Below are 19,903 nucleotides of genomic sequence, written 5' to 3'. Positions count from 1 at the left end.
GCACCGTGACACTGCCATGCGCGAAAACGCTAGTTCATGAACTAAACAATTGGATCGGAAAACGAAACAGTGACGGCGCGTGCAACGCGCGCCGCGGTGCGCTTACGCGCCCGTGCTGCCGGTCGCGCGATGCGCGATCACGTTCGGCGCGTCGCCGCGCACGCCGAAGCGTGCGATCAGCGCGGGAATCGCGTCGGCCGGCACCGGTCGCGAGAACAGGAAGCCTTGCGCCTCGATCTCGCCGAGCGCGGCGAGCCACGTGATCTGCTCCTCGGTTTCCGTGCCTTCGACGACGACGGTCAGGCCGAGCGAGCGCGCGAGATGCACGATCGACGACACCATCACGCACACGCTGCGATCGTTCGGAATCGCCTGCACGAACGAGCGGTCGACCTTCAGCGTGTCGACGGAGAAGCGGTGCAGGTACGACAGCGACGAATAGCCGGTACCGAAATCGTCGAGCGCGATCCGGATGCCGAGCTTCTTCAGCGCGACGATCTTCTCGGACACGAGCTCCGGATATTCCATCATCGCGGTCTCGGTGATCTCGATCTCGAGCCGGTTCGCGTCGATGCCGGTGTCCTGTAGCGCCTGCGAGATCGTCTCGATCAGGTCGCCGCGCCAGAACTGCACGGGCGAGATGTTGACCGCGAGCGTCAGCGTGTCGTGGCCGTCGTCGCGCCAGCGCGCGATCTGCTCGCAGGCGGTGCGGATCACGAAGTCGCCGATCGGCACGATCAGGCCGGTCGATTCGGCGATCGAAATGAATTCGTTCGCGGAGATGACGCCGTGCTCCGGATGATCCCAGCGCGCGAGCGCCTCGAAACCGGTGATGTGGCGGTGCGTGAGGTCGATCTTCGGCTGGTACGCGAGGAACAGCTGCCCCTCGGCGAGCGCGACGCGCAGTTGCTGTTCCCAGCGCATCAGGTGGTCGGCGCGGTGCGACAGGTGCGGCGCATAGAACTGGTAGCAGTTCTTGCCGGCGTCCTTCGCGCTGTACATCGCGAGATCGGCCTTCTTCAGCAGGTCGATCTCGCTCTCGTTCGCCACCGTGTGCAGCGCGATGCCGATGCTCGCATGCAGCACGAACGAGCTGCCGCGCACGTCGAACGGTTCGCCGAACATCCGGATGATCGCTTCCGCGAGCCGCACCGCGCGCCGCTCCACGTCGTCGCCCTTCATCACCACGACGAATTCGTCGCCGCCGATGCGCGCGAGCGAGCCTTCGTCGCCGACCGCATCGGACAGGCGCGACGCGGTCATCTGCAGCACGATGTCGCCGGCGTTGTGGCCGAGCGTGTCGTTGACGGTCTTGAAGTTGTCGAGATCGATGAACAGCAGCCCGAGCCGCGACAGGCTCGCCGGCATCGACACGTCGTTGCGCAGCCCGCGCAGCGTCGCATAGCGGTTCGCGAGGCCGGTGAGCAGGTCGTATTCGGCGAGCTGCGTCATTTCGCGCTCACGGCCGAGCAGCTTGCCGATCAGGCCCGTCGCGACGCCGAAGAACGCGAGCATCGCGAGCGTGATGAAGCTCGTCATCAGCAGGTAGACGTTGCGCGTGTGGTAGTAGTCCGCGAATTCCTCGGTTTGCGACAGCCCGACCATCACCGCGAGCGGGTAGCCGTCGAGGTGGCGGTACGACACGATGCGCGTCACGCCGTCGATCGGGTCGATGATCGTGCCCGTCACGCGCTCGGCGATCGGGTAAACACCCGACGCGGAAAACGCGCCGGGCGCGTTGCTGACCGAGCCCGTGCGCCGCGCGAGCACCGCGCCGGTATCGGACACGACCGCGATCACGCCTTCCTTGCCGATCGCCGCGTTGTTGTAGAAGTCGTTGGTGAAGTAGCTCGGGTCTTCCGACACGACGACGATGCCCGCGAAGCTGCCGTCCGGGTTGTTCAGGCGCCGTGTCATCTGCAGCGTCCAGTGGCTCGACACGCGGCCGAGTACGGGCTTGCTGATGAACAGGCGGTCGTCGTTGTGCGCGAGGTGGACCTTGAAGTGCTCGCGGTCGGACAGGTTGATCGGCTGCGGATGCAACTCGGCCGTGTTCGCGAACAGGATGCCCTTCGCGTTGACGAGCGACACCTGGATCAGCGTGTCGCTCGGCACGACGCCTTTCTCGACGGCGCTGGCGAGGTTGAAGCGGGCGGGCGACTTCTCGAATTCGAACTTGACGAAGCGGGTGATCTGGTCGACCTGGTGGATCGCCTTGACCGTGTGCTGCTCGAGCGCGGAGGACAGGATCGCCGCGGAAGCCGCTGCTTCCTTGTAGGCGCTGTCCTTTTCCACCGACAGACGCGCGATGATCACGGCCCACAGCAGCGCGAGCGCCAGCATCCCGAGCAGCGGGATCGCAAATAGCGCACGCCGGCGCGATTTGCGCGGCGCGCGTAGCGGCCGGGTCGGCGGCGTGTGGTTGGACCGGGCGGAGCTCATCGAAGCGGGTGGCGTCCTGCTCGCGTGCGCCATCCGTCTGGATGGCTGATTATTGGCTGGGGTTGTCCCGACGTCTGTTCGTTCGCGGGACACGCAACCATGGACAGACCTCCGAAACAACGGATTAGGCCCGATATTACTGGTTGGAACGTTTTTGCGATAGTTGGGCGAATCGTAGGGGGCGCCGGGCGGGCCGGCGCCATCGCACATCGCGAAATGTCAGGCGGGTGACAGGAAAGTGCCATCGACGACGGTGACGACCTGGCCGCCGATCCAGGTGGTGCCGTCTTCGTCATAGCTGACGAAGACGCGGCCGTCGCGGCCGATCGCCGTACCCTGGCGGGCCGTATACGACTGGCCGGGGCGGCGTTCCTGCCGCGTCAGCAGCCCGGCGAGCGCGGCGTTCGCGCTGCCGGTGACGGGATCCTCGCCGAAGCCGAAATTGCCGCCCGTCATCAGGCAGCGGATTTCGAACGTCGCGGGGCCGCCTTCCGCGTGCGGCGCGTAGACGGCGACGCCGTCCGTGCCGTAGCGGTGCGTGAGCGCCGCCAGCGCGGCCGGATCGGGGGTCAGGCCGATGCAGGCATCGGCCGACTTCAGCCGCATGACCAGCCATGGCGCGCCGTTGTCGACCGCGCACGGCTCGGCATCCAGGTCGAGCGCGTCGCTGCGCAACGCGGCAGCCAGCGCCGCGTAGTCCGAGCGGTCGAGCGGCGTGACGCGTGCCGGCGGCGCGGCGAACGCCCAGCCGTCGGCCTGCTCGCGCAGCGCGACCCGGCCGACCCCGCACTGCTGGATCAGCCGGCCCGGCGTGCGCGGCCGCGCGCCGCTTTCCAGGAACGCATGCGCGGTGCCCAGCGTCGGGTGGCCGGCGAACGGCAGTTCGCCCTCCGTCGTGAAGATCCGGACGCGGTAGTCGGCTTCCGGATCGGTCGGCGTGCAGAGGAACGTCGTTTCCGACAGGTTCGTCCAGCGGGCGATCGCGAGCATGTGGTCGTCGCCGAGCGAATCGGCGTCGAACACCACGGCGAGCGCGTTGCCCTTGAACGGTACCGACGTGAACACGTCGACCTGCTTGAAACGGACGAGACGGCCGGGCATCGTGCTGCGTTCGTTACGCAACTTCGGCGATCAGCTCGATCTCGACGCACGCGCCGAGCGGGATCTGCGCGACGCCGAACGCCGAGCGCGCGTGCTTGCCGGCGTCGCCGAACACTTCCGCGATCAGTTCCGACGCGCCGTTCGTCACGACGTGCTGTTCGGTGAAGTCGAGCGTCGAGTTGACGAGGCTCATCAGCTTGACGATGCGCGTGACCTTGTTCAGGTCGCCGGTGTGCGCGTGCAGCGTCGCGAGCAGGTCGATCGCGATCGAGCGGGCGGCGGCCTTGCCGTCTTCCGTCTGCAGATCCGCGCCGAGCTTGCCGGCCCAGACCTTGCCGTCCTTCTTCGCGATGTGGCCCGACAGGAACACCGTGTTGCCGGTTTGCGCGCTCATCACGTAGGCGGCGGCCGGTGCGCCGGCGGTCGGGAGCTCGATGCCGAGCGACTTCAGCTTGTCGTAGACGTTAGCCATGGATTCGATTCCTCGTAGAGAGTCGTGACAGGAAAAAGGGGATCAGAGACGTTCGCGCAGCAGCTTGCCGAGGCGCGCGACGCCTTCCTCGATCTTCTCGGGCGGCACCGTCACGAACGACAGCCGCAGCGTGTTCTGCTGCGCGTTGTCCGCGAAGAACGGCGCGCCCGGCACGAACGCGACGTGGTTGTCGACGGCCGTGGCGAGCAGCTTCATGCTGTCGATCTGCGCGGGCAGGTTCACCCAGATGAACATCCCGCCTTCCGGGCGGTTCCACGTGACGCCTTCCGGCATGTGGCGCTCGAGCGCGCCGAGCATCGCGTCGCACTGCGCACTGTACAGCTCGCGGATCGTCGGGATGTGCTCGTCGAGGAAACCGTCCTTGATCACTTCGTGCGCGATGCGCTGCGTGAGCGTCGGCGTGTGCAGGTCGGTGGCCTGCTTGGCCTGCACGAGCTTGAAGTGGAGTTCCTCGGGCGCAATGATGTAGCCGATCCGCAGGCCCGGTGCGAGCACCTTCGAGAACGTGCCGAGGTGCACGATGTGATCGGGCGCCATCGACAGCATCGTCGGCAGCGGCTCGCCGCGGTAGTTCAGCGCGCCGTACGGATCGTCTTCCAGCACCGGGAACGGGCTCGACTGCGCGAACGCGGCAAGCGCGCGGCGGCGCTCGACGGGCAGGCGGCGGCCGGTCGGGTTCTGGAAGTTCGGCTGCGCGTACAAGAGGCGCGCGCCTTGCGTGAGTTCGGGCGTCAGGCCCTCCGGCAGCAGGCCCTGCTCGTCGGTCGGCACCTGCACGTAGCGCGGCTCGTACAGCGAGAACGACTGCAGCGCGCCGAGGTAGGTCGGGGTTTCGACGAGGATCGGGCTGCCCGGATCGACGAGCGCCTTGCCGAGCAGGTCGAGCGCCTGCTGCGAGCCGGTCGTGATCAGCACCTGCGACACACGCACGCTGTAGCGCTCGGCGATCCATTCGCGCAGCGGCAGGTAGCCTTCGGTCGCGCTGTACTGGAGCGCGGCGGCCGGCGCGTCGCGCAGCACGCGATCGGCGGCGGCGCGCATGCGCTCGGCCGGGAACGTGGCAGGGGCGGGCAGGCCGCCGGCGAACGAGATGACCTCGGGGCGTTCCGTGACCTTCAGGATTTCGCGGATGGCAGAGCTCGTCAGCTTGCGTGCGCGTTCGGAAAGCTGCCAGTGCGGCGGATGCAGGTCGCTCGGATTCATAGTCTCCTCGTTCGGATATCGTGGTCAGTCAAGAAAGGTCGTTCGGGCAAATCGCGTCGACGCCGCCGGGTGGGCAGGCACGAGCGCGATCGAGCCTTCGCGGCCGGGTGGGCAAACCGATCAGGCAAAACGTCCATTATGGCGCAGCTGTTCAGCCGGCGCGAGCCGGTTGCGCGGCGGTGGCGACCGCCGAGCGGCGCCCGAGCACCACGGTGGCGATCACCGCGGCCGCGAACAGCCACGTCGACGGCGTCACCGTTTCGCCGAACAGCAGCGCGGAAAAGGCAATCGTGAAGAAAATCTGCAGCAGTTGCACCTGGCCGACGCGCGCGATGCCGCCCATCGCGAGCCCCGCGTACCACGCGAAAAAGCCGATGAATTGCGAAAAGAGGGTCACGTAGCCGAACGCGAGCCACGTGCGCAGCGCGAGCGGGCCCGGATGCGCGGCATGCTGCGTCCACGCGAGCCAGCCGACCGGCAGCACGAGGAACGGCGCGGACACGACGAGCGCCCAGCAGATCACCTGCCAGCCGCCGATCTGGCGCGCGAGCCGCGCGCCTTCCGCATAACCGAGCGCACCGATGCCGACCGCGACGAGCATCAGCGCGTCGCCGGCCTGCACCGTGCCGCCGCCGTCGCGCAGCGCGAACGCGATCACGAGCGCGCTGCCGGCCACCGCGCTGGCCCAGAACGCCTTCGACGGCCGCTCGTGCGACAGCCAGGCCGCATACAGCGCGACGAACAGCGGCTGCAGGCCGTTGACCACCGCGCCGTGCGAAGCCGGTACGGTTTTCATCGCCCATGCGGAGAACACCGGGTACGCGATGATCACGCCGAGCGACGTGGTCGCGAGGCTTTTCAGCTGCGCGCGGGTCGGCAGCGGCTCGCGGCGCCACCACAGCAGCAGGCCGGCCGGCACCGCGGCGGCGAGCGCGCGGCCGAGCCCGTTGAGCAGCGGATGGAGTTCGGAGACGACGATCCGCGTCATCGGCAGCGTCAGGCTGAAGATCATCACGCCGATGAGGCCGAGCAGCATGCCCCGGGTTTCGCGCGAATTCATGAAGTGGGTGTCTCCGTGTTGCCGGTATTAGATGTAGTCGGGGGCGGCGTGGCGCTCAGCGCAGCGTGCGTGCGCCCTGCGGCGTGTCGAATTCGGCGACCAGCGCGGGCGGGCCGTCGATGGTTTCGAGGTCGAGCAGGTGGGCGGCGCCGAGCCAGTCGAGCTGTTCGCGGAGCGCGTCCGCGCGCGGGTGGGCGCCCTTGAGCGCCTTCAGCGCGATGCCGTCGCCCGGCAGCGATTCGGCCGGGTGGCGCGCGCTGTCCCACTGGATCAGCGAAGGCAGGAGGCCGTCGCCCGCGCCTTGCCATGCGGGGAACGCGCCGTCGTCGGGCACGGTGAGGCCCCAGCTCAGGTCGCCGCGCCGCATCGCGACGACCGGCGGGATGCGCGCCGGGTACTGGCTCTGCCACAGCGCGAGCTGGCGCGGACGATCGACCCGCGCGACCCAGTGCGCGAGAAACGGGCCTTGCGCAAGCCGCGCGTGCATGGCCGGATCGTCGAGCCCGAACAGCCGCGCGTGCGGCGGTTCGGCGCCGGCGTTCGGTGCAGGCGCATCGGGATCGATCGCGATCACTTCGAGGTAGAGCCCGCCCCACACGCCGAACAGCGCATTGTGGGTCCGCATCAGCGGGTGGCGGCCGCCGCCGGCAGGTTCGATGCCGAGCGCGTCGGCGACGTGGCGGACGCCTTCGTCGAGCGTGCGCGCGGCGATCACGAGATGGTCGAGTGTCAGGGAGCGGGCTGGCATGAACGTCGGTCGGAAAGCGAAAGTGTCATGGTGGGCAGGCGATGCGCCGGGCGGTGGCCGGACCGGCCGGCATACCGGCCGCGATGCGGGCCGGTAGGCGCGGTGCCAGGTGCGGCGGGGCCGGAACGGTGGCCGCACGGTCGCCATTCCGGTCAACTGTAATCGTCGCTACCGGCACAGTAACGGTACAATCGGCGCGATAGCCTTCGGTACAGTTGGAGCTGCCGCCCATGTCCACCGTCCCACTCGCCCAGATTCCCGTGCCGCACGACACGGCCACGCTCACGCTCGTCGACCAGCTTGTCCAGTGGGCGCGACGGCGCATCGACGAACGCGTGTTCCGGCCCGGCATGCGGATGCCGTCGATCCGCAAGCTCGCGCTCGACAAGAGCGTGTCGCGCTTCACCGTCGTCGAGGCGTACGAGCGTCTCGTCGCACAGGGTTACCTCGACTCGCGGCGCGGCTCGGGCTTCTACGTGCGCGAGCGCACGGCCGCCGGCCCGCAGCCGGCCGACGGCGTCGCACGCGTGGCCGAGGCCGCGCCGGTGCACAACACGATCGACGTCGTCTGGCTGCTGCGCAACATGCTGCATACCGTCAGCCCGGAAAAGGGGCCGGGTCTCGGCTATCTGCCGGGCCGCTGGCTCGACGGCGAACTGATCACCGGCGCGCTGCGCGCGCTCGGGCGGCAGTCCGGCGCGCAGATGCTCGGCTTCGGCACCGCGCAGGGCTTCCTGCCGCTGCGCCAGCAACTGCAGACGCGCCTCGCCGAAGTGGAGATCGGCGCGAAGCCCGAACAGATCGTGCTGGTGTCGGGGATCACGCAGGCGATCGACCTGATCGCGCGGATCTACGTGAAGCCCGGCGATGCGGTGATCGTCGGCGATCCGGCCTGGTTCCAGATGTTCGGGCGCTTCGCGGCGCAGGGCGCGCAGCTCGTCGGGATGCCGTACACGCCGGACGGCCCCGATCTCGACGCGCTCGAAACGCTCGTCCAGATGTGGCGGCCGAAGATGCTCGTGATCAATTCGGTGCTCCAGAACCCGACCGGCACGTCGCTGTCGGCCGCGCAGGCGTTCCGGATCCTGAAGCTCGCGGAGGCATACGACTTCCTCGTCGTCGAGGACGACGTGTACGGCGACCTGTGCCCGCCGAGCTATCCGGCCACGCGCCTCGCGAGCCTCGACCAGTTGAAGCGCGTGATCTACCTCGGCAGCTATTCGAAGACGCTCGCGGCGAACCTGCGGGTCGGCTATGTCGCGTGCGCGCCGGAGATCGCGAAGGCGCTCACCGACCAGAAGATGCTGGTGGGGATGACGACGCCCGAGCTCAACGAGCGCGTGCTGTACAAGATCCTGACCGAAGGGCATTACCGGCGCCACGTCGAGCGGCTGCGCGCGCGGCTCGACGGCGTGCGCGACAAGACCGCGCGGATGCTCGAGCGCACGGGGCTCGGCCTGTTCACGATGCCGGCGGCCGGGATGTTCCTGTGGGCCGACACGGGCGTCGATTCGGACGCGCTCGCGGCGGTCGCGCACGAGGCCGGTTTTTTGCTGACGCCGGGCAGCCTGTTCTCGCCGCAGCAATCACCGTCCACGTGGATGCGCTTCAACGTCGCGAACTGCGGCGATCCCGCGTTGCCGGCGCTGCTGTCACGCTATATCGATTCGGCCGTGCGCCGCGCATCGTGACGCGGCGCGGCACGCCCGCCCTTGAAATCGGGCGTGCCGCCTCCAGATACGCGCGCAAACCGCTAGCGCCGGGCGGTCGCCTTTCACGGGCCGGCCGGCATCGCGCGCCGGGCGCTCGCGGCACCCCATTCAAGTTCAAGTAAGAGGAAACAGCATCCATGGCACATGAAACGATGAGCTTTCAGGCAGAGGTCAAGCAACTCCTCCACCTGATGATCCATTCGCTCTACAGCAACAAGGAAATCTTCCTGCGCGAACTGGTGTCGAACGCGTCCGACGCGGCCGACAAGCTGCGTTTCGAAGGGCTCGCGGACAACGCGCTGTACGAGAACGATCCGAACCTGCGCATCCGCATCGGCTACGACAAGGCCGCGCGCACGATCACGATCGACGACAACGGCATCGGCATGAGCCGCGACGAAGCGATCGCGAACCTCGGCACGATCGCGCGCTCGGGCACCAAGGAGTTCTTCACGAAGCTGTCCGGCGACCAGCAGAAGGATGCGGCGCTGATCGGCCAGTTCGGCGTCGGTTTCTACTCGGGCTTCATCGTCGCCGACAAGATCACGGTTGAAACGCGCCGCGCGGGCCTGCCGGCGAGCGAAGCCGTGCGCTGGGAAAGCGCGGGCGAGGGCGATTTCACGATCGACGCGATCGAGCGCGCGCAGCGCGGCACGACGATCACGCTGCACCTGCGCGAAGGCGAGGACGACCTGCTGTCGTCGCACCGGCTGAAGTCGATCATCCAGAAGTATTCCGACCACATCGCGCTGCCGATCCTGATGCAGAAGGAAGAATGGGATCAGGAAAAGGGCGAGATGGTCCTGAAGGACGAGGACGAGACCGTCAACCAGGCGAGCGCGCTGTGGACGCGGTCGAAGAGCGACGTCACCGACGAGCAGTACACGCAGTTCTACCAGCACATCGCGCACGACCACCAGGATCCGCTCACGTGGACGCATAACCGCGTCGAGGGCCGCAGCGAGTACACGCAACTGCTGTTCGTGCCGTCGCACGCGCCGTTCGACCTGTGGAACCGCGATTACCGCGGCGGCCTGAAGCTGTACGTGAAGCGCGTGTTCATCATGGACGACGCCGAGCAGCTGCTGCCGCAGTACCTGCGCTTCGTGAAGGGCGTCGTCGATTCGGCGGACCTGCCGCTGAACGTGTCGCGTGAAATCCTGCAGGAAAGCCGCGACGTGAAGGCGATCCGCGAAGGCGTGACGAAGCGCGCGCTGTCGATGCTCGAAGAGCTCGCGAACGCGGAAGAGGATGCCGGCAAGGAGAAGTACAAGACGTTCTGGAGCGCGTTCGGCCAGGTGCTGAAGGAAGGCCTCGGCGAGGATCACGCGAACCGCGAGCGCATCGCGAAGCTGCTGCGCTTCGCGTCGACGCACGGCGACACCGACGCGCAGGACGTGTCGCTCGCCGACTACGTGTCGCGCATGAAGCCCGAGCAGAGCAAGATCTACTACGTGACCGCCGATACGTGGCAGGCCGCGAAGAATAGCCCGCATCTGGAAGTGTTCCGCAAGAAGGGCGTCGAGGTGCTGCTGCTGACCGACCGCGTCGACGAATGGATGCTGTCGTTCCTGCACGAATTCGACGGCAAGCCGCTCGCGAGCGTGGCCCGCGGCGATCTCGATCTCGGCGAGCTGAACGACGAGGAGAAGAAGGCGCAGGAGCAGGCGGGCGAGGCGATCAAGCCGGTCGTCGAGAAGATGAAGGAAGCGCTCGGCGACAAGGTGAAGGAAGTGCGCGTCACGTTCCGCCTGACCGATTCGCCGTCGTGCCTCGTCGCGGACGACAACGACATGAGCGGCTACCTGCAGCGCATGCTGAAGGCGGCCGGCCAGAACGCGCCGGCGATGCAGCCGATCCTCGAGATCAACCCGGAGCACGCGCTCGTGAAGCAGCTGAATGCCGACAGCGCCGATTTCGGCGACTGGTGCCATCTGCTGTTCGACCAGGCGCTGCTCGCCGAAGGCGGCATGCTCGACGATCCGGCAAGCTTCGTGAAGCGGACCAACGCGCTGCTGCTGTCGCGCGCCGCGTGAACGCGCGGATGCGATTCGACGGCGGTCAGGCCGGCTGGCGCGAGACGCCGCGGCCTGGCTGCACGCTCGATCAGCGTGACTGGTTGACGCGCGGCGGATCGCTGACCGCGCACCTCGCGCGGCTCGGCCGCGTGAACGTGCGCGTGACGCGCGAGGCCGTCGACTGCCCGTGGTTCGACGAGCCGGACGCGCTCGCCAGTGCGCCGCGCGCGCCGATGTGGGTGCGCGAGGTGATCCTGTCGGTCGACGGCATGCCGTTCGTCGCCGCGCACAGCATCGCGCCGCTCGCGGCCAGCAAGGGTGTGTGGCAGGCGATGCGGCGGCTGCGCACGCGGCCGCTGGCGGAGCTGCTGTACAGCGATCCGCAGGTCGAGCGTTCGGCGCTCGTCAGCCGGCGCGTGATCGCCGGCCATCCGTTGTATGCGCTGGCCACCCATGCGCTTGGCGCGGCGCGTGCGCCGCATTCGTTCGCCGCGCGGCGCTCGGTGTTCCAGCGTCACGGCAAGCCGTTGATGGTCACCGAGTGCATGCTGCCGGCGCTGTGGCGCCATCTCGATGCGCACGGCGACGGGCCGCGCTCGGGCGGGCCGGACGGAGGCGCGTAATGTTGCGCGGGTTTCCGCCGGTGGTCGCGGCGAATACGCACACGATGATCCTCGGCAGTTTTCCGGGCGAGGCGTCGCTCGATGCCGCGCAGTACTACGCACATCCGCGCAACCAGTTCTGGCGGCTGCTCGGCACGGTGCTCGGCGAGCACGGGCTGCACGAGTTCGCGTACGACGCGCGGCTCGAGCGTGTGCTGTCGCACGGGATCGGGATCTGGGATGTCTTGGCCGCGTGCCATCGCGAGGGCAGCCTCGATTCGGCGATCCGGCATGCGAAGCCGAACGATTTCGCGTCGTTGCGCGAGCATGCGCCGTTGCTCAAGCGCGTGTGTTTCAACGGCAAGACGGCGGGGCGGTTTGCGGAGGTGATCGGCGCGGCGGGGTACGACACGCTCGTGCTGCCTTCGTCGAGCCCGGCGAATGCGATGCTGACGTTCGAGCAGAAGCTTGCGCAGTGGCACGGGATTCGTGCCTGACGAATGGACGGATCGTTGCTTATTCGTCCTTGCCCCAGCGCCATGTCGGCTTTTCGCCTTTCAGCCAGCACACGATCGTGAGCGCGGCCACCAGCCCCACGATGCATGCCGCGAACGCCAGCGGTGATTGGGCGGGCGACACGTGCGTCGCAACCGCCACGATCCCGATCATGAAGAGCAGCAGCACGCCCCAGCCTTGCCACGCGACCGGCAACCCCCATCCCCAGCCGTAGCGTTTCGCCGGAAACCAGATCGTCTTGTGGTGCGAGGCCATGTGGCTCCTCGTTGTCTGATGATTGTTACGCTGACTTTTTGTTAGCGAGCGTGTCGCTGGCGGGCACTCATCGTATCGAGCAGGCGTTCCAGCCGTGCGAGCGCGTCGGATGACGAAACGTACTCGCCCGTGCGTCGCGCCTCGTCGCGCGATGCAATGCCGCGTGCGATGAACGCGCTTTGAAGCCGGCGATACGCGATGCCGTCGCGGATTGATTGCTCGACGAAGCTCGACAGCGTTTCGCCGCCACGCAGGACGCGTTCGGCAACGGCGAGCAGTTCGGGTTCGATGGGGATGGGCTGACAAACGGTGGTCTTCATCGGGCGACTTCCACAAACACGATTTCAATGCATTGTCGTCCACGCGCAGCGATTGTGCACGTGACAGGCCAACGGTACGCAGTGGTGGATCGTTTCCGACAGCGACTATCGTCCCGCCAATGCTATCCTCTCGTCCGCTAAAACCAGCTTCACCCAGCGAGATTCACACATGACCCGACTGATCAAGCGCGCGTCCGCCGAGGCGCGCGCGTCCAAGCGCAGCAAGCCGTTCGCGTACAACGGCTCCGAAAAACTCCAGCCGCCGCGATTGAAGCGCCGCCCGGACATCGACGAGCACGACGACGTGCCCGTGCTCGAAGCCCCGCGCAAGCCGCGCTTCGCGCCCGTCACGTTCTCGGAAGAGGGCGGCGTGCGCTTCCTGCACTTCGGTACCGAATGGGTGCAGGGCGCGATGCGGATCTCGAAGCCGCTGCATATCGAACTCGAATACGCGCAGCAGATGATGGCGTGGCTGCTGTTCCTCGAAACGCCCGAGCGGATCGTCCAGCTCGGGCTCGGCACCGGCGCGCTGACCAAGTTCTCGCACCGCTTCCTGTCGCACGCGAAGGTCGAGGCCGTCGAGCTGAACCCGGCCGTGATCGTCGCCGCGCGCACGATGTTCGCGCTGCCGCCCGACGATGCGCGTCTCGCCGTGCATGAAGCCGACGCCTGGGATTTCGTCAACGACCCGGCCAACCGCGGCACGACGGGCGCGATCCAGATCGACCTGTACGACGCGACCGCGCGCGGCCCCGTGCTCGACAGCGTCGCGTTCTACCGCGCGGTGCGCGGCTGCCTCGCCGATGCGGGCATCGCGACGATCAACCTGTTCGGCGATCATCCGAGCTTCGTGCGCAACATGAAGCACCTGAACACGGCGTTCGATCACCGCGTGATCGCGCTGCCGGAAGTGCATGACGGCAACCGGATCGCGATCGCGTTCTCGGGCCCCGCGCTCGACGTGTCGTTCGCGCAGCTCGACGAACGCGCGAAGCTGATCGAGGACACGCTGAAGCTGCCCGCACGCAAGTGGGTGAAAGCTTTGAAAGAAACGACCGGCGCACGCGACACCGCGTTCGCGATCTGACGCTTCATGCACCGGCGGCATGCCGGTGCAACCACGCGTCAAGGGGCGGATCACATCGGGTTCGCCCCTGCTTGACCGCGTGCGAGCGGCTCCTATACTGGCGCGAAGCCAGGGGAGCCGCAGCCTACCCGTTTTGCGCTCCTCTCGGCGCCGTACCCGCTCAACAAGATCGATAACCGGGAAAGATGAGGAGACGTCATGGCTCACGATGCCGACGCCAACCGGGCCGCCAAGCGCTGGCTCTGGCTGCTGGTACTGCCGCTGATTGCGATGGTCTGGGTACCGTCGTACAGCAAGATCGAACCGCAATGGTTGGGTTTTCCGTTTTTCTACTGGTACCAGCTGCTTTGGGTCTTCATTAGCGCGGTGATCACCGCGTTCGTGTACTTCAAGACCAAGAACGCGTGGAAGGCGAGCGGCCCGCAGGGAGGTGCGCGATGAATCTCGGCGCAACCTTCGTCTTCGTGCTGCTGTTCATCGGCGTCACGATCATCGGTTTCCTGGCCGCGAACTGGCGGCGCGGCGATCTCGCCCATCTCGACGAATGGGGCCTCGGCGGCCGCCGCTTCGGCACGATCGTCACATGGTTCCTGCTCGGCGGCGACCTCTACACGGCCTACACGTTCGTCGCGGTGCCCGCGCTCGTGTTCGGCGCCGGCGCGATGGGCTTCTTCGCGCTGCCGTACACGATCCTGATCTATCCGTTCGCGTTCGTCGTGTTTCCTAAGCTGTGGAGCATCGCGAAGCGGCACGGCTACGTGACGTCCGCCGACTTCGTCAACGCGCGCTACGGCAGCCGGATGCTCGCGCTCGCGATCGCTGTGACGGGCATCGTCGCGACGATGCCGTACATCGCGCTGCAGCTCGTCGGCATCGAGGTGGTGATCGGCGCGCTCGGCTTCGACACGACCGGCTTCGTCGGCGACCTGCCGCTGATCATCGCGTTCGCGATCCTCGCCGCGTACACGTACACGTCGGGCCTGCGCGCGCCCGCGATGATCGCGATCGTCAAGGACATCCTGATCTACATCACGATCGCCGCGGCGGTCATCGTGATCCCGGCGAAGCTCGGCGGCTTCGGGCACATCTTCGCGAGCGTGCCGCCCGCGAAGCTGCTGCTGAAGGCGCCCGACGCGATGAGCCTGAACGGCTACAGCGCGTACGCGACGCTCGCGATCGGCTCGGCGCTCGCGCTGTTCCTGTATCCGCACTCGGTGACGGCGATCCTGTCGTCGTCGTCCGGCAACTCGATCCGTCGCAACATGGCGATGCTGCCCGCGTATTCGTTCGTGCTCGGCCTGCTCGCGCTGCTCGGCTACATGGCGCTCGCATCGGGTGTGAAGGACATGCCGCAGTACGCGCCGTACTTCAAGGCGTTCGGCCCGAACTTCGCGGTGCCCGCGCTGTTCCTCCAGTATTTCCCGTCGTGGTTCGTCGGCGTCGCGTTCGCGGCGATCGGCATCGGCGCGCTGGTGCCGGCGGCCATCATGTCGATCGCGGCCGCGAACCTGTACACGCGCAACATTCACCGCGAGTTCGTGAACCGCAACATGTCGCACGAGCAGGAAACGCACGTCGCGAAGCTCGTGTCGCTGATCGTGAAGGTCGGCGCCGTCGCGTTCATCCTCGGGCTGCCGCTGACCTACGCGATCCAGCTGCAGCTGCTCGGCGGGATCTGGATCATCCAGACGCTGCCGGCGATCGTGCTCGGCCTGTACACGCGCGTGCTCGACCATCGCGGCCTGCTGGCCGGCTGGGCGGCCGGCATCGTATGCGGCACGTGGATGGCGATCTCGCTGAAGCTGGCCGGATCGATCTTCACGATCCGCCTGTTCGGTCTCGCGATTCCCGGCTACGCAGCCGTGTGGTCGCTGGTCGTGAACCTGGTGGTGGCGGTGGTGGTGAGCGTGCTGGTGCGCGTGATGGGCATGGCGCATGCGGAGGATCGCACGCGGCCGGAGGATTATCTCGACGTGGTGGAAGGCTGACGCCGCCTGCACGGCCACGCAATGAAAAAGCCCGCCACCGGCGAGGTGGCGGGCTTTGTTTTTCGCGTTATCCCTGCGCGCGCTCCGCGAGGTTCTCGCGCTGCGACAGGTCTTCGACGTTGACCATCCAGTGCACGCCGAAACGATCCTTCGCCATCCCGAAGCCGAGCGCCCAGAACGTCTTGCCGAACGGCATCGTCACTTCGCCGCCGTCGGCGAGCGCATTGAACAGCTTCTGGCCTTCCTCGACCGTCGCCGGGTTCAGCGACAGCGAATAGCCGGCGTGCACGCCGCCGCCGGGCTGGCTGCAGTCGCCGTCCGAGCACATGATCATCGACTCGCCGATCGTGAAGCTCGCGTGCATCACCTTGTCGGCCATCTCCGGCGTCATCGGGTAGTCGGGATTCGGCGGCGCGTCCTTGAAGTGCATCTTGAACATCGTCTTCGCCCCGAGTGCCTTTTCGTAGAACTGAAGGGCTTCGTCGGCGCGACCGTAGAACGTCAGGTACGGTTGGACTTGCATCGTTGTCTCCTGTATTGAGGGGACCGGCCTGCGCTTCCGCGCGGGTTCGGCGTCGTACAAGACTGACTGGGAAAGGGGGCCTCGGGAAGCGGCCGACGCACCCGTGACGTGGATTGTAGTGCGCGTGCTTGACGATGGAATGAAAATAAAAACGGCCGCGAACATGACGTTCGCGGCCGTGTGCGGCGTGCGTGCTGACGGCTGTTGCCAGTGTTGCTGACAGCCGCTGACGCTTGTCGTGGCTCAGCGGCTCAGCGGCTCAGCGCAGCGAGTCGATCAGCTTCTCGAGCTTCACCGCATCGGCGGCGAATACGCGGATGCCCTCGGCGAGCTTCTCGGTCGCCATCGCGTCGTCGTTCAGCTGGAAGCGGAACGCGGCCTCGTCGATCGCCACACGCGCGGCGGGCTTGTCCTGCAGCGCTTCCGGCGACAGCTTGCGCGTGACCGTTTCGTTGCTGTCCTGCAGCTTCTGCAGCAAATCGGGACTGATCGTCAGCAGGTCGCAGCCGGCGAGTTCGGTGATCTGGCTGGTCGTGCGGAAGCTCGCGCCCATCACTTCGGTCGTGTAGCCGAACGTCTTGTAGTACGTGTAGATGCGGCGCACCGACTGCACGCCCGGATCGTTCGCACCGCCGTCCTTCTCCTCATTCCACTCGGCGCCGGCCTGCTTCTTGTACCAGTCGTAGATGCGGCCGACGAACGGCGAGATCAGCTGCGCGCCGGCTTCCGCGCAGGCGGCGGCCTGCACGAGCGAGAAAAGCAGGGTCATGTTGCACTTGATCCCTTCCTTCTGCAGCACTTCGGCCGCGCGGATGCCTTCCCACGTCGACGCGAGCTTGATCAGGATGCGCTCGCGGCCGATGCCGGCTGCTTCGTACAGCTTGATGAGTTCGCGGCCCTTGTCGATCGAGCGCTGCGTGTCGAACGACAGGCGGGCGTCGACCTCGGTCGACACGCGGCCCGGGATCAGCTTCAGGATCTCGGTGCCGAATGCGATCAGCAGGCGGTCGATGATGAAATCGGTGCTTTCGTTGCGATGATCGCGGACGGTTTTCTCGAGGATCGGCTTGTACGCATCCTTCTGGACGGCCTTCAGGATCAGCGACGGGTTCGTGGTCGCGTCCTGCGGCTGGTATTGCGCAAGCTGCTGGAAATCGCCCGTGTCGGCGACGACGGTCGTGTACTGCTTCAGCTGGTCGAGTGCGGTAGTCATGGCGATTCGGAAGAAGGGCGCAAGGCGCCGGGTTCTCACGGGCCGCGCGAACGCGGCGGCGAAGCGAGGCGGCGCCGGGCACCGCCTCCGATCCGCTATTCTAGGCCCGATTCGTGTCGGGCACGTTCCGGCGTGTCCGATGGCCGCAGCGGCGGGCGCGGTGCCGCGTCACGCGGGGCGGCGCGCGTTCAGGATCACCTGCGTGACGATCCCCGCGACGAGCCCCCAGAATGCCGAGCCGATCGACAGCAGCGTGAGGCCCGACGCGGTGACCATGAACGTGACGAGCGCGGCTTCGCGCTGCTTCACCTCCTGCATCGCGTTCGCGAGGCCGCTCATGATCGAGCCGAACAGCGCGAGCGCGGCGACCGACACGACGAGCGCCTTCGGCAGCGCCGCGAACAGCGCGGCGATCGTCGCGCCGAAGATCCCCGCGACCAGGTAGAACGTGCCGCACCACACGGCGGCCGTGTAGCGTTTCGCACGATCCTCGTGCGCTTCCGGGCCGGTGCAGATCGCGGCCGTGATCGCCGCGAGGTTGACGCCGTGCGAGCCGAACGGCGCGAGCAGCAGCGACGCGAGGCCGGTGGTCGCGATCAGCGGCGACGACGGGGTCTGATAACCGTCCGCGCGCAGCACCGCGATGCCCGGCACGTTCTGCGACGCCATCGCGACGACGAACAGCGGAATGCCGATGCTGACGATCGACGCGATCGAGAACGCGGGCATCGTGAACACGGGCTTCGCGAACGCGATGTGAAAGCCGCTGAAGTCGAGCAGGCCGAGACCGCCGGCGACTACCGTGCCGACGATCAGCGTCGTGACGATCGCATAGCGCGGCGCGAGCCGCTTGACGATCAGGTACGTGAAGAACATCGCGAGCACGAGCGCCGTCTGGAACTGCGCGGCACGGAAGATCTCGATGCCGATCTCGAACAGGATGCCCGCGAGCAGCGCGGCTGCGATGCCGGCCGGAATCTTGCGCATCAGCGTGTCGAACAGCCCGCTCACGCCGACGGCCGTCAGCAGCACCGCGCAGACGACGAATGCGCCGATCGCCTCGGGGTAGGGCACGCCGGGCAACGACGCGATCAGCAGCGCGGCGCCGGGCGTCGACCACGCGACGACGACGGGCGCGCGAAAGCGCAGCGACAGGCCGATCGTCGTCAGCGCCATGCCGATCGACAGCGCCCAGATCCACGACGAGATCTGCGCATCGGTGAGGTGGGCGGCGCGGCCGGCCTGGAACATCAGCACGAGCGAACTCGTATAGCCCGTCATCATCGCGACGAAGCCGGCGACGAGGGCCGAGACGGACGTATCGGCGAAAAAGCGGCGGCCGCCGGCGCGGCTGGCGCTCGCGGTGGGCGAGGGGTTCATGCTATCTCCGGGGGGAGGCCGCTCGGGCGCGGCCTTCGTGTCTGGGTGGGGGCGTTACTTGCTGAGTGCGCGCATCGCGGTTTCAAGGCCCGCGAGCGTGAGCGGATACATGCGATGGCCGAGCAGGTCGCGGATCACCGCGACCGACTGCCGGTATTCCCATAGCCGTTCGGGCTCGGGGTTCAGCCATGCATGATGGGGGAACTGGTCGGCGAGGCGGCGCAGCCACACGGCGCCGGCTTCCGGGTTGTTGTACTCGACCGAGCCGCCGGGCTGCAGCACTTCGTACGGGCTCATCGTTGCATCGCCGACGAAGATCAGCTTGTAGTCGGGCGTGAACTTGTGCAGCACGTCCCACGTCGCGGTGCGTTCCGAGTGGCGGCGGCGGTTGTTCTTCCACAGGTGGTCGTACACGCAGTTGTGGAAGTAGAAGAACTCCAGGTGCTTGAATTCGGCCTTCGCGGCGGAGAACAGCTCTTCGGTGCGCTTGATGTGATCGTCCATCGAGCCGCCGACGTCGAGCAGCATCAGCACCTTCACGTTGTTGTGGCGCTCGGGCACCATCCGCAGGTCGAGCCAGCCCGCGTTCGCGGCGGTGCTGCGGATCGTGCCGGGCAGGTCGAGCTCCTCGGCGGCGCCTTCGCGCGCGAAGCGGCGCAGCCGCCGCAGCGCGACCTTGATGTTGCGCGTGCCGATCTCGACGGAATCGTCGTAGTCGCGATACGCGCGTGCTTCCCACACCTTCACCGCGGTGCGGTTGCCGTTCGACGGGCCGCCGATGCGTACGCCTTCCGGGTTGTAGCCGCCGTGCCCGAACGGCGACGTGCCGCCGGTGCCGATCCACTTGTTGCCGCCTTCGTGGCGCTCCTTCTGCTCGTCGAGCAGTGCCTTCAGGCGCTCCATCAGCTTGTCGAGCCCGCCCATCGCCTCGATCTGCGCCTTCTCTTCCGGCGACAGCTCGCGCTCGAGGCGCTTCTCGAGCCAGTCGAGCGGAATGTCGAACGCTTCGGACGGCAGCGCGGACACGCCGTGGAAATACGCGCCGAACGCCTGGTCGAACTTGTCGAAGTACTGCTCGTCCTTGACGAGCGTCATCCGCGCGAGGAAGTAGAACGCGTCGATCGACGGCGAGATCAGCCCGGCCTTCAGCGATTCGAGCAGCGTCAGGTATTCCTTCACCGAGACGGGCAGCTTGGCTGCGCGCAGCGCGTAGAAGAAATTGAGCAGCATGGCCGGGCCTTC

At 67.2% G+C, this 19,903-nt stretch carries 19 protein-coding genes; 7 read left to right on the top strand and 12 right to left on the bottom strand.

Features of this window, described 5'->3' with window-relative positions; all coding sequences use genetic code 11:
- Positions 1 to 102: 102 nt before the first annotated feature.
- From LGM56_RS25690 to LGM56_RS25665, 6 genes are all read right to left on the bottom strand, one after another.
- Positions 103 to 2,442 (bottom strand): EAL domain-containing protein, encoded by a 2,340-nt coding sequence (locus LGM56_RS25690; protein WP_226207099.1) that lies wholly within the window; start codon positions 2,440 to 2,442, stop codon positions 103 to 105.
- Between the two features lie 219 nt (positions 2,443 to 2,661).
- Positions 2,662 to 3,543, bottom strand: coding sequence for a PhzF family phenazine biosynthesis protein (locus LGM56_RS25685; RefSeq protein ID WP_226207098.1), 882 nt, complete (start codon positions 3,541 to 3,543; stop codon positions 2,662 to 2,664).
- Between the two features lie 13 nt (positions 3,544 to 3,556).
- The gene (locus LGM56_RS25680) at positions 3,557 to 4,015 is read right to left on the bottom strand and encodes a RidA family protein (protein WP_011352811.1); all 459 of its coding nucleotides are present in this window, start codon (positions 4,013 to 4,015) and stop codon (positions 3,557 to 3,559) included.
- Between the two features lie 42 nt (positions 4,016 to 4,057).
- A complete protein-coding gene (locus LGM56_RS25675) occupies positions 4,058 to 5,239 on the bottom strand; it encodes a PLP-dependent aminotransferase family protein (protein WP_226207097.1) in 1,182 nt (393 codons plus the stop codon).
- Positions 5,240 to 5,390: 151 nt separating this feature from the next.
- Positions 5,391 to 6,299, bottom strand: a complete 909-nt coding sequence (locus tag LGM56_RS25670; protein WP_089495385.1) for a DMT family transporter — start codon at positions 6,297 to 6,299, stop codon at positions 5,391 to 5,393.
- A 55-nt stretch (positions 6,300 to 6,354) separates the two neighbouring features.
- Positions 6,355 to 7,047 carry a VOC family protein gene (locus tag LGM56_RS25665; RefSeq protein WP_089495384.1) on the bottom strand — a complete coding sequence of 231 codons (693 nt, stop codon included), beginning with the start codon at positions 7,045 to 7,047 and terminating at the stop codon, positions 6,355 to 6,357.
- Between the two features lie 230 nt (positions 7,048 to 7,277).
- Here LGM56_RS25665 and LGM56_RS25660 point away from each other — a divergent pair, with 230 nt between their 5' ends.
- From LGM56_RS25660 to LGM56_RS25645, 4 genes are all read left to right on the top strand, one after another.
- Complete coding sequence (locus LGM56_RS25660) at positions 7,278 to 8,738, top strand: PLP-dependent aminotransferase family protein (RefSeq protein WP_089495383.1); 1,461 nt, start codon at positions 7,278 to 7,280, stop codon at positions 8,736 to 8,738.
- Positions 8,739 to 8,896: 158 nt separating this feature from the next.
- A complete protein-coding gene (gene htpG / locus LGM56_RS25655; protein WP_089495382.1) occupies positions 8,897 to 10,795 on the top strand; it encodes a molecular chaperone HtpG in 1,899 nt (632 codons plus the stop codon).
- Positions 10,796 to 10,803: 8 nt separating this feature from the next.
- Positions 10,804 to 11,400 carry a chorismate--pyruvate lyase family protein gene (locus tag LGM56_RS25650; RefSeq protein WP_226207096.1) on the top strand — a complete coding sequence of 199 codons (597 nt, stop codon included), beginning with the start codon at positions 10,804 to 10,806 and terminating at the stop codon, positions 11,398 to 11,400.
- On the top strand, positions 11,400 to 11,876 hold the full coding sequence (locus LGM56_RS25645; protein ID WP_089431546.1) for a DNA-deoxyinosine glycosylase: 477 nt from the start codon (positions 11,400 to 11,402) through the stop codon (positions 11,874 to 11,876). Before LGM56_RS25650 ends, LGM56_RS25645 begins: the two co-directional genes overlap by 1 nt.
- A gap of 19 nt (positions 11,877 to 11,895) precedes the next feature.
- On the opposite strand, the gene LGM56_RS25640 is transcribed toward LGM56_RS25645, so the two are convergent.
- Positions 11,896 to 12,150: a hypothetical protein gene (locus LGM56_RS25640; protein WP_089495381.1), complete on the bottom strand. Its 255-nt coding sequence runs from the start codon at positions 12,148 to 12,150 to the stop codon at positions 11,896 to 11,898.
- Positions 12,151 to 12,191: 41 nt separating this feature from the next.
- A complete protein-coding gene (locus tag LGM56_RS25635) occupies positions 12,192 to 12,470 on the bottom strand; it encodes a YlcI/YnfO family protein (protein WP_226207095.1) in 279 nt (92 codons plus the stop codon).
- A gap of 169 nt (positions 12,471 to 12,639) precedes the next feature.
- Between LGM56_RS25635 and LGM56_RS25630 the strand changes: the two genes are divergently transcribed.
- The 3 genes from LGM56_RS25630 (at position 12,640) to mctP (ending at position 15,545) form a co-directional block, all read left to right on the top strand.
- A complete protein-coding gene (locus LGM56_RS25630) occupies positions 12,640 to 13,557 on the top strand; it encodes a spermidine synthase (protein ID WP_226207094.1) in 918 nt (305 codons plus the stop codon).
- A 198-nt stretch (positions 13,558 to 13,755) separates the two neighbouring features.
- A complete protein-coding gene (locus LGM56_RS25625) occupies positions 13,756 to 13,998 on the top strand; it encodes a DUF3311 domain-containing protein (RefSeq protein WP_011352801.1) in 243 nt (80 codons plus the stop codon).
- Entirely contained in the window at positions 13,995 to 15,545 is a 1,551-nt protein-coding gene (gene mctP, locus LGM56_RS25620; protein WP_226207093.1) for a monocarboxylate uptake permease MctP, read from the top strand. The genes LGM56_RS25625 and mctP overlap by 4 nt, the downstream gene beginning before the upstream one ends.
- 67 nt (positions 15,546 to 15,612) lie before the next feature.
- Here mctP and LGM56_RS25615 read toward each other — a convergent pair whose 3' ends face one another.
- The 4 genes from LGM56_RS25615 to LGM56_RS25600 all read right to left on the bottom strand — a co-directional run bounded on the left by LGM56_RS25615 (position 15,613) and on the right by LGM56_RS25600 (position 19,891).
- The gene (locus LGM56_RS25615) at positions 15,613 to 16,068 is read right to left on the bottom strand and encodes a VOC family protein (protein WP_089426037.1); all 456 of its coding nucleotides are present in this window, start codon (positions 16,066 to 16,068) and stop codon (positions 15,613 to 15,615) included.
- Between the two features lie 259 nt (positions 16,069 to 16,327).
- Complete coding sequence (gene tal, locus LGM56_RS25610; RefSeq protein ID WP_089473329.1) at positions 16,328 to 17,281, bottom strand: transaldolase; 954 nt, start codon at positions 17,279 to 17,281, stop codon at positions 16,328 to 16,330.
- 168 nt (positions 17,282 to 17,449) lie between these two features.
- Positions 17,450 to 18,661, bottom strand: coding sequence for a benzoate/H(+) symporter BenE family transporter (locus LGM56_RS25605; RefSeq protein ID WP_226207092.1), 1,212 nt, complete (start codon positions 18,659 to 18,661; stop codon positions 17,450 to 17,452).
- A gap of 54 nt (positions 18,662 to 18,715) precedes the next feature.
- Positions 18,716 to 19,891: a vWA domain-containing protein gene (locus LGM56_RS25600; RefSeq protein WP_034190734.1), complete on the bottom strand. Its 1,176-nt coding sequence runs from the start codon at positions 19,889 to 19,891 to the stop codon at positions 18,716 to 18,718.
- Between the last annotated feature and the right edge of the window lie 12 nt (positions 19,892 to 19,903).

Source organism: Burkholderia sp. AU38729 (assembly GCF_020419725.1).
GTDB lineage: Bacteria > Pseudomonadota > Gammaproteobacteria > Burkholderiales > Burkholderiaceae > Burkholderia.
This window is presented reverse-complemented; position numbering and strand designations above follow the sequence as displayed.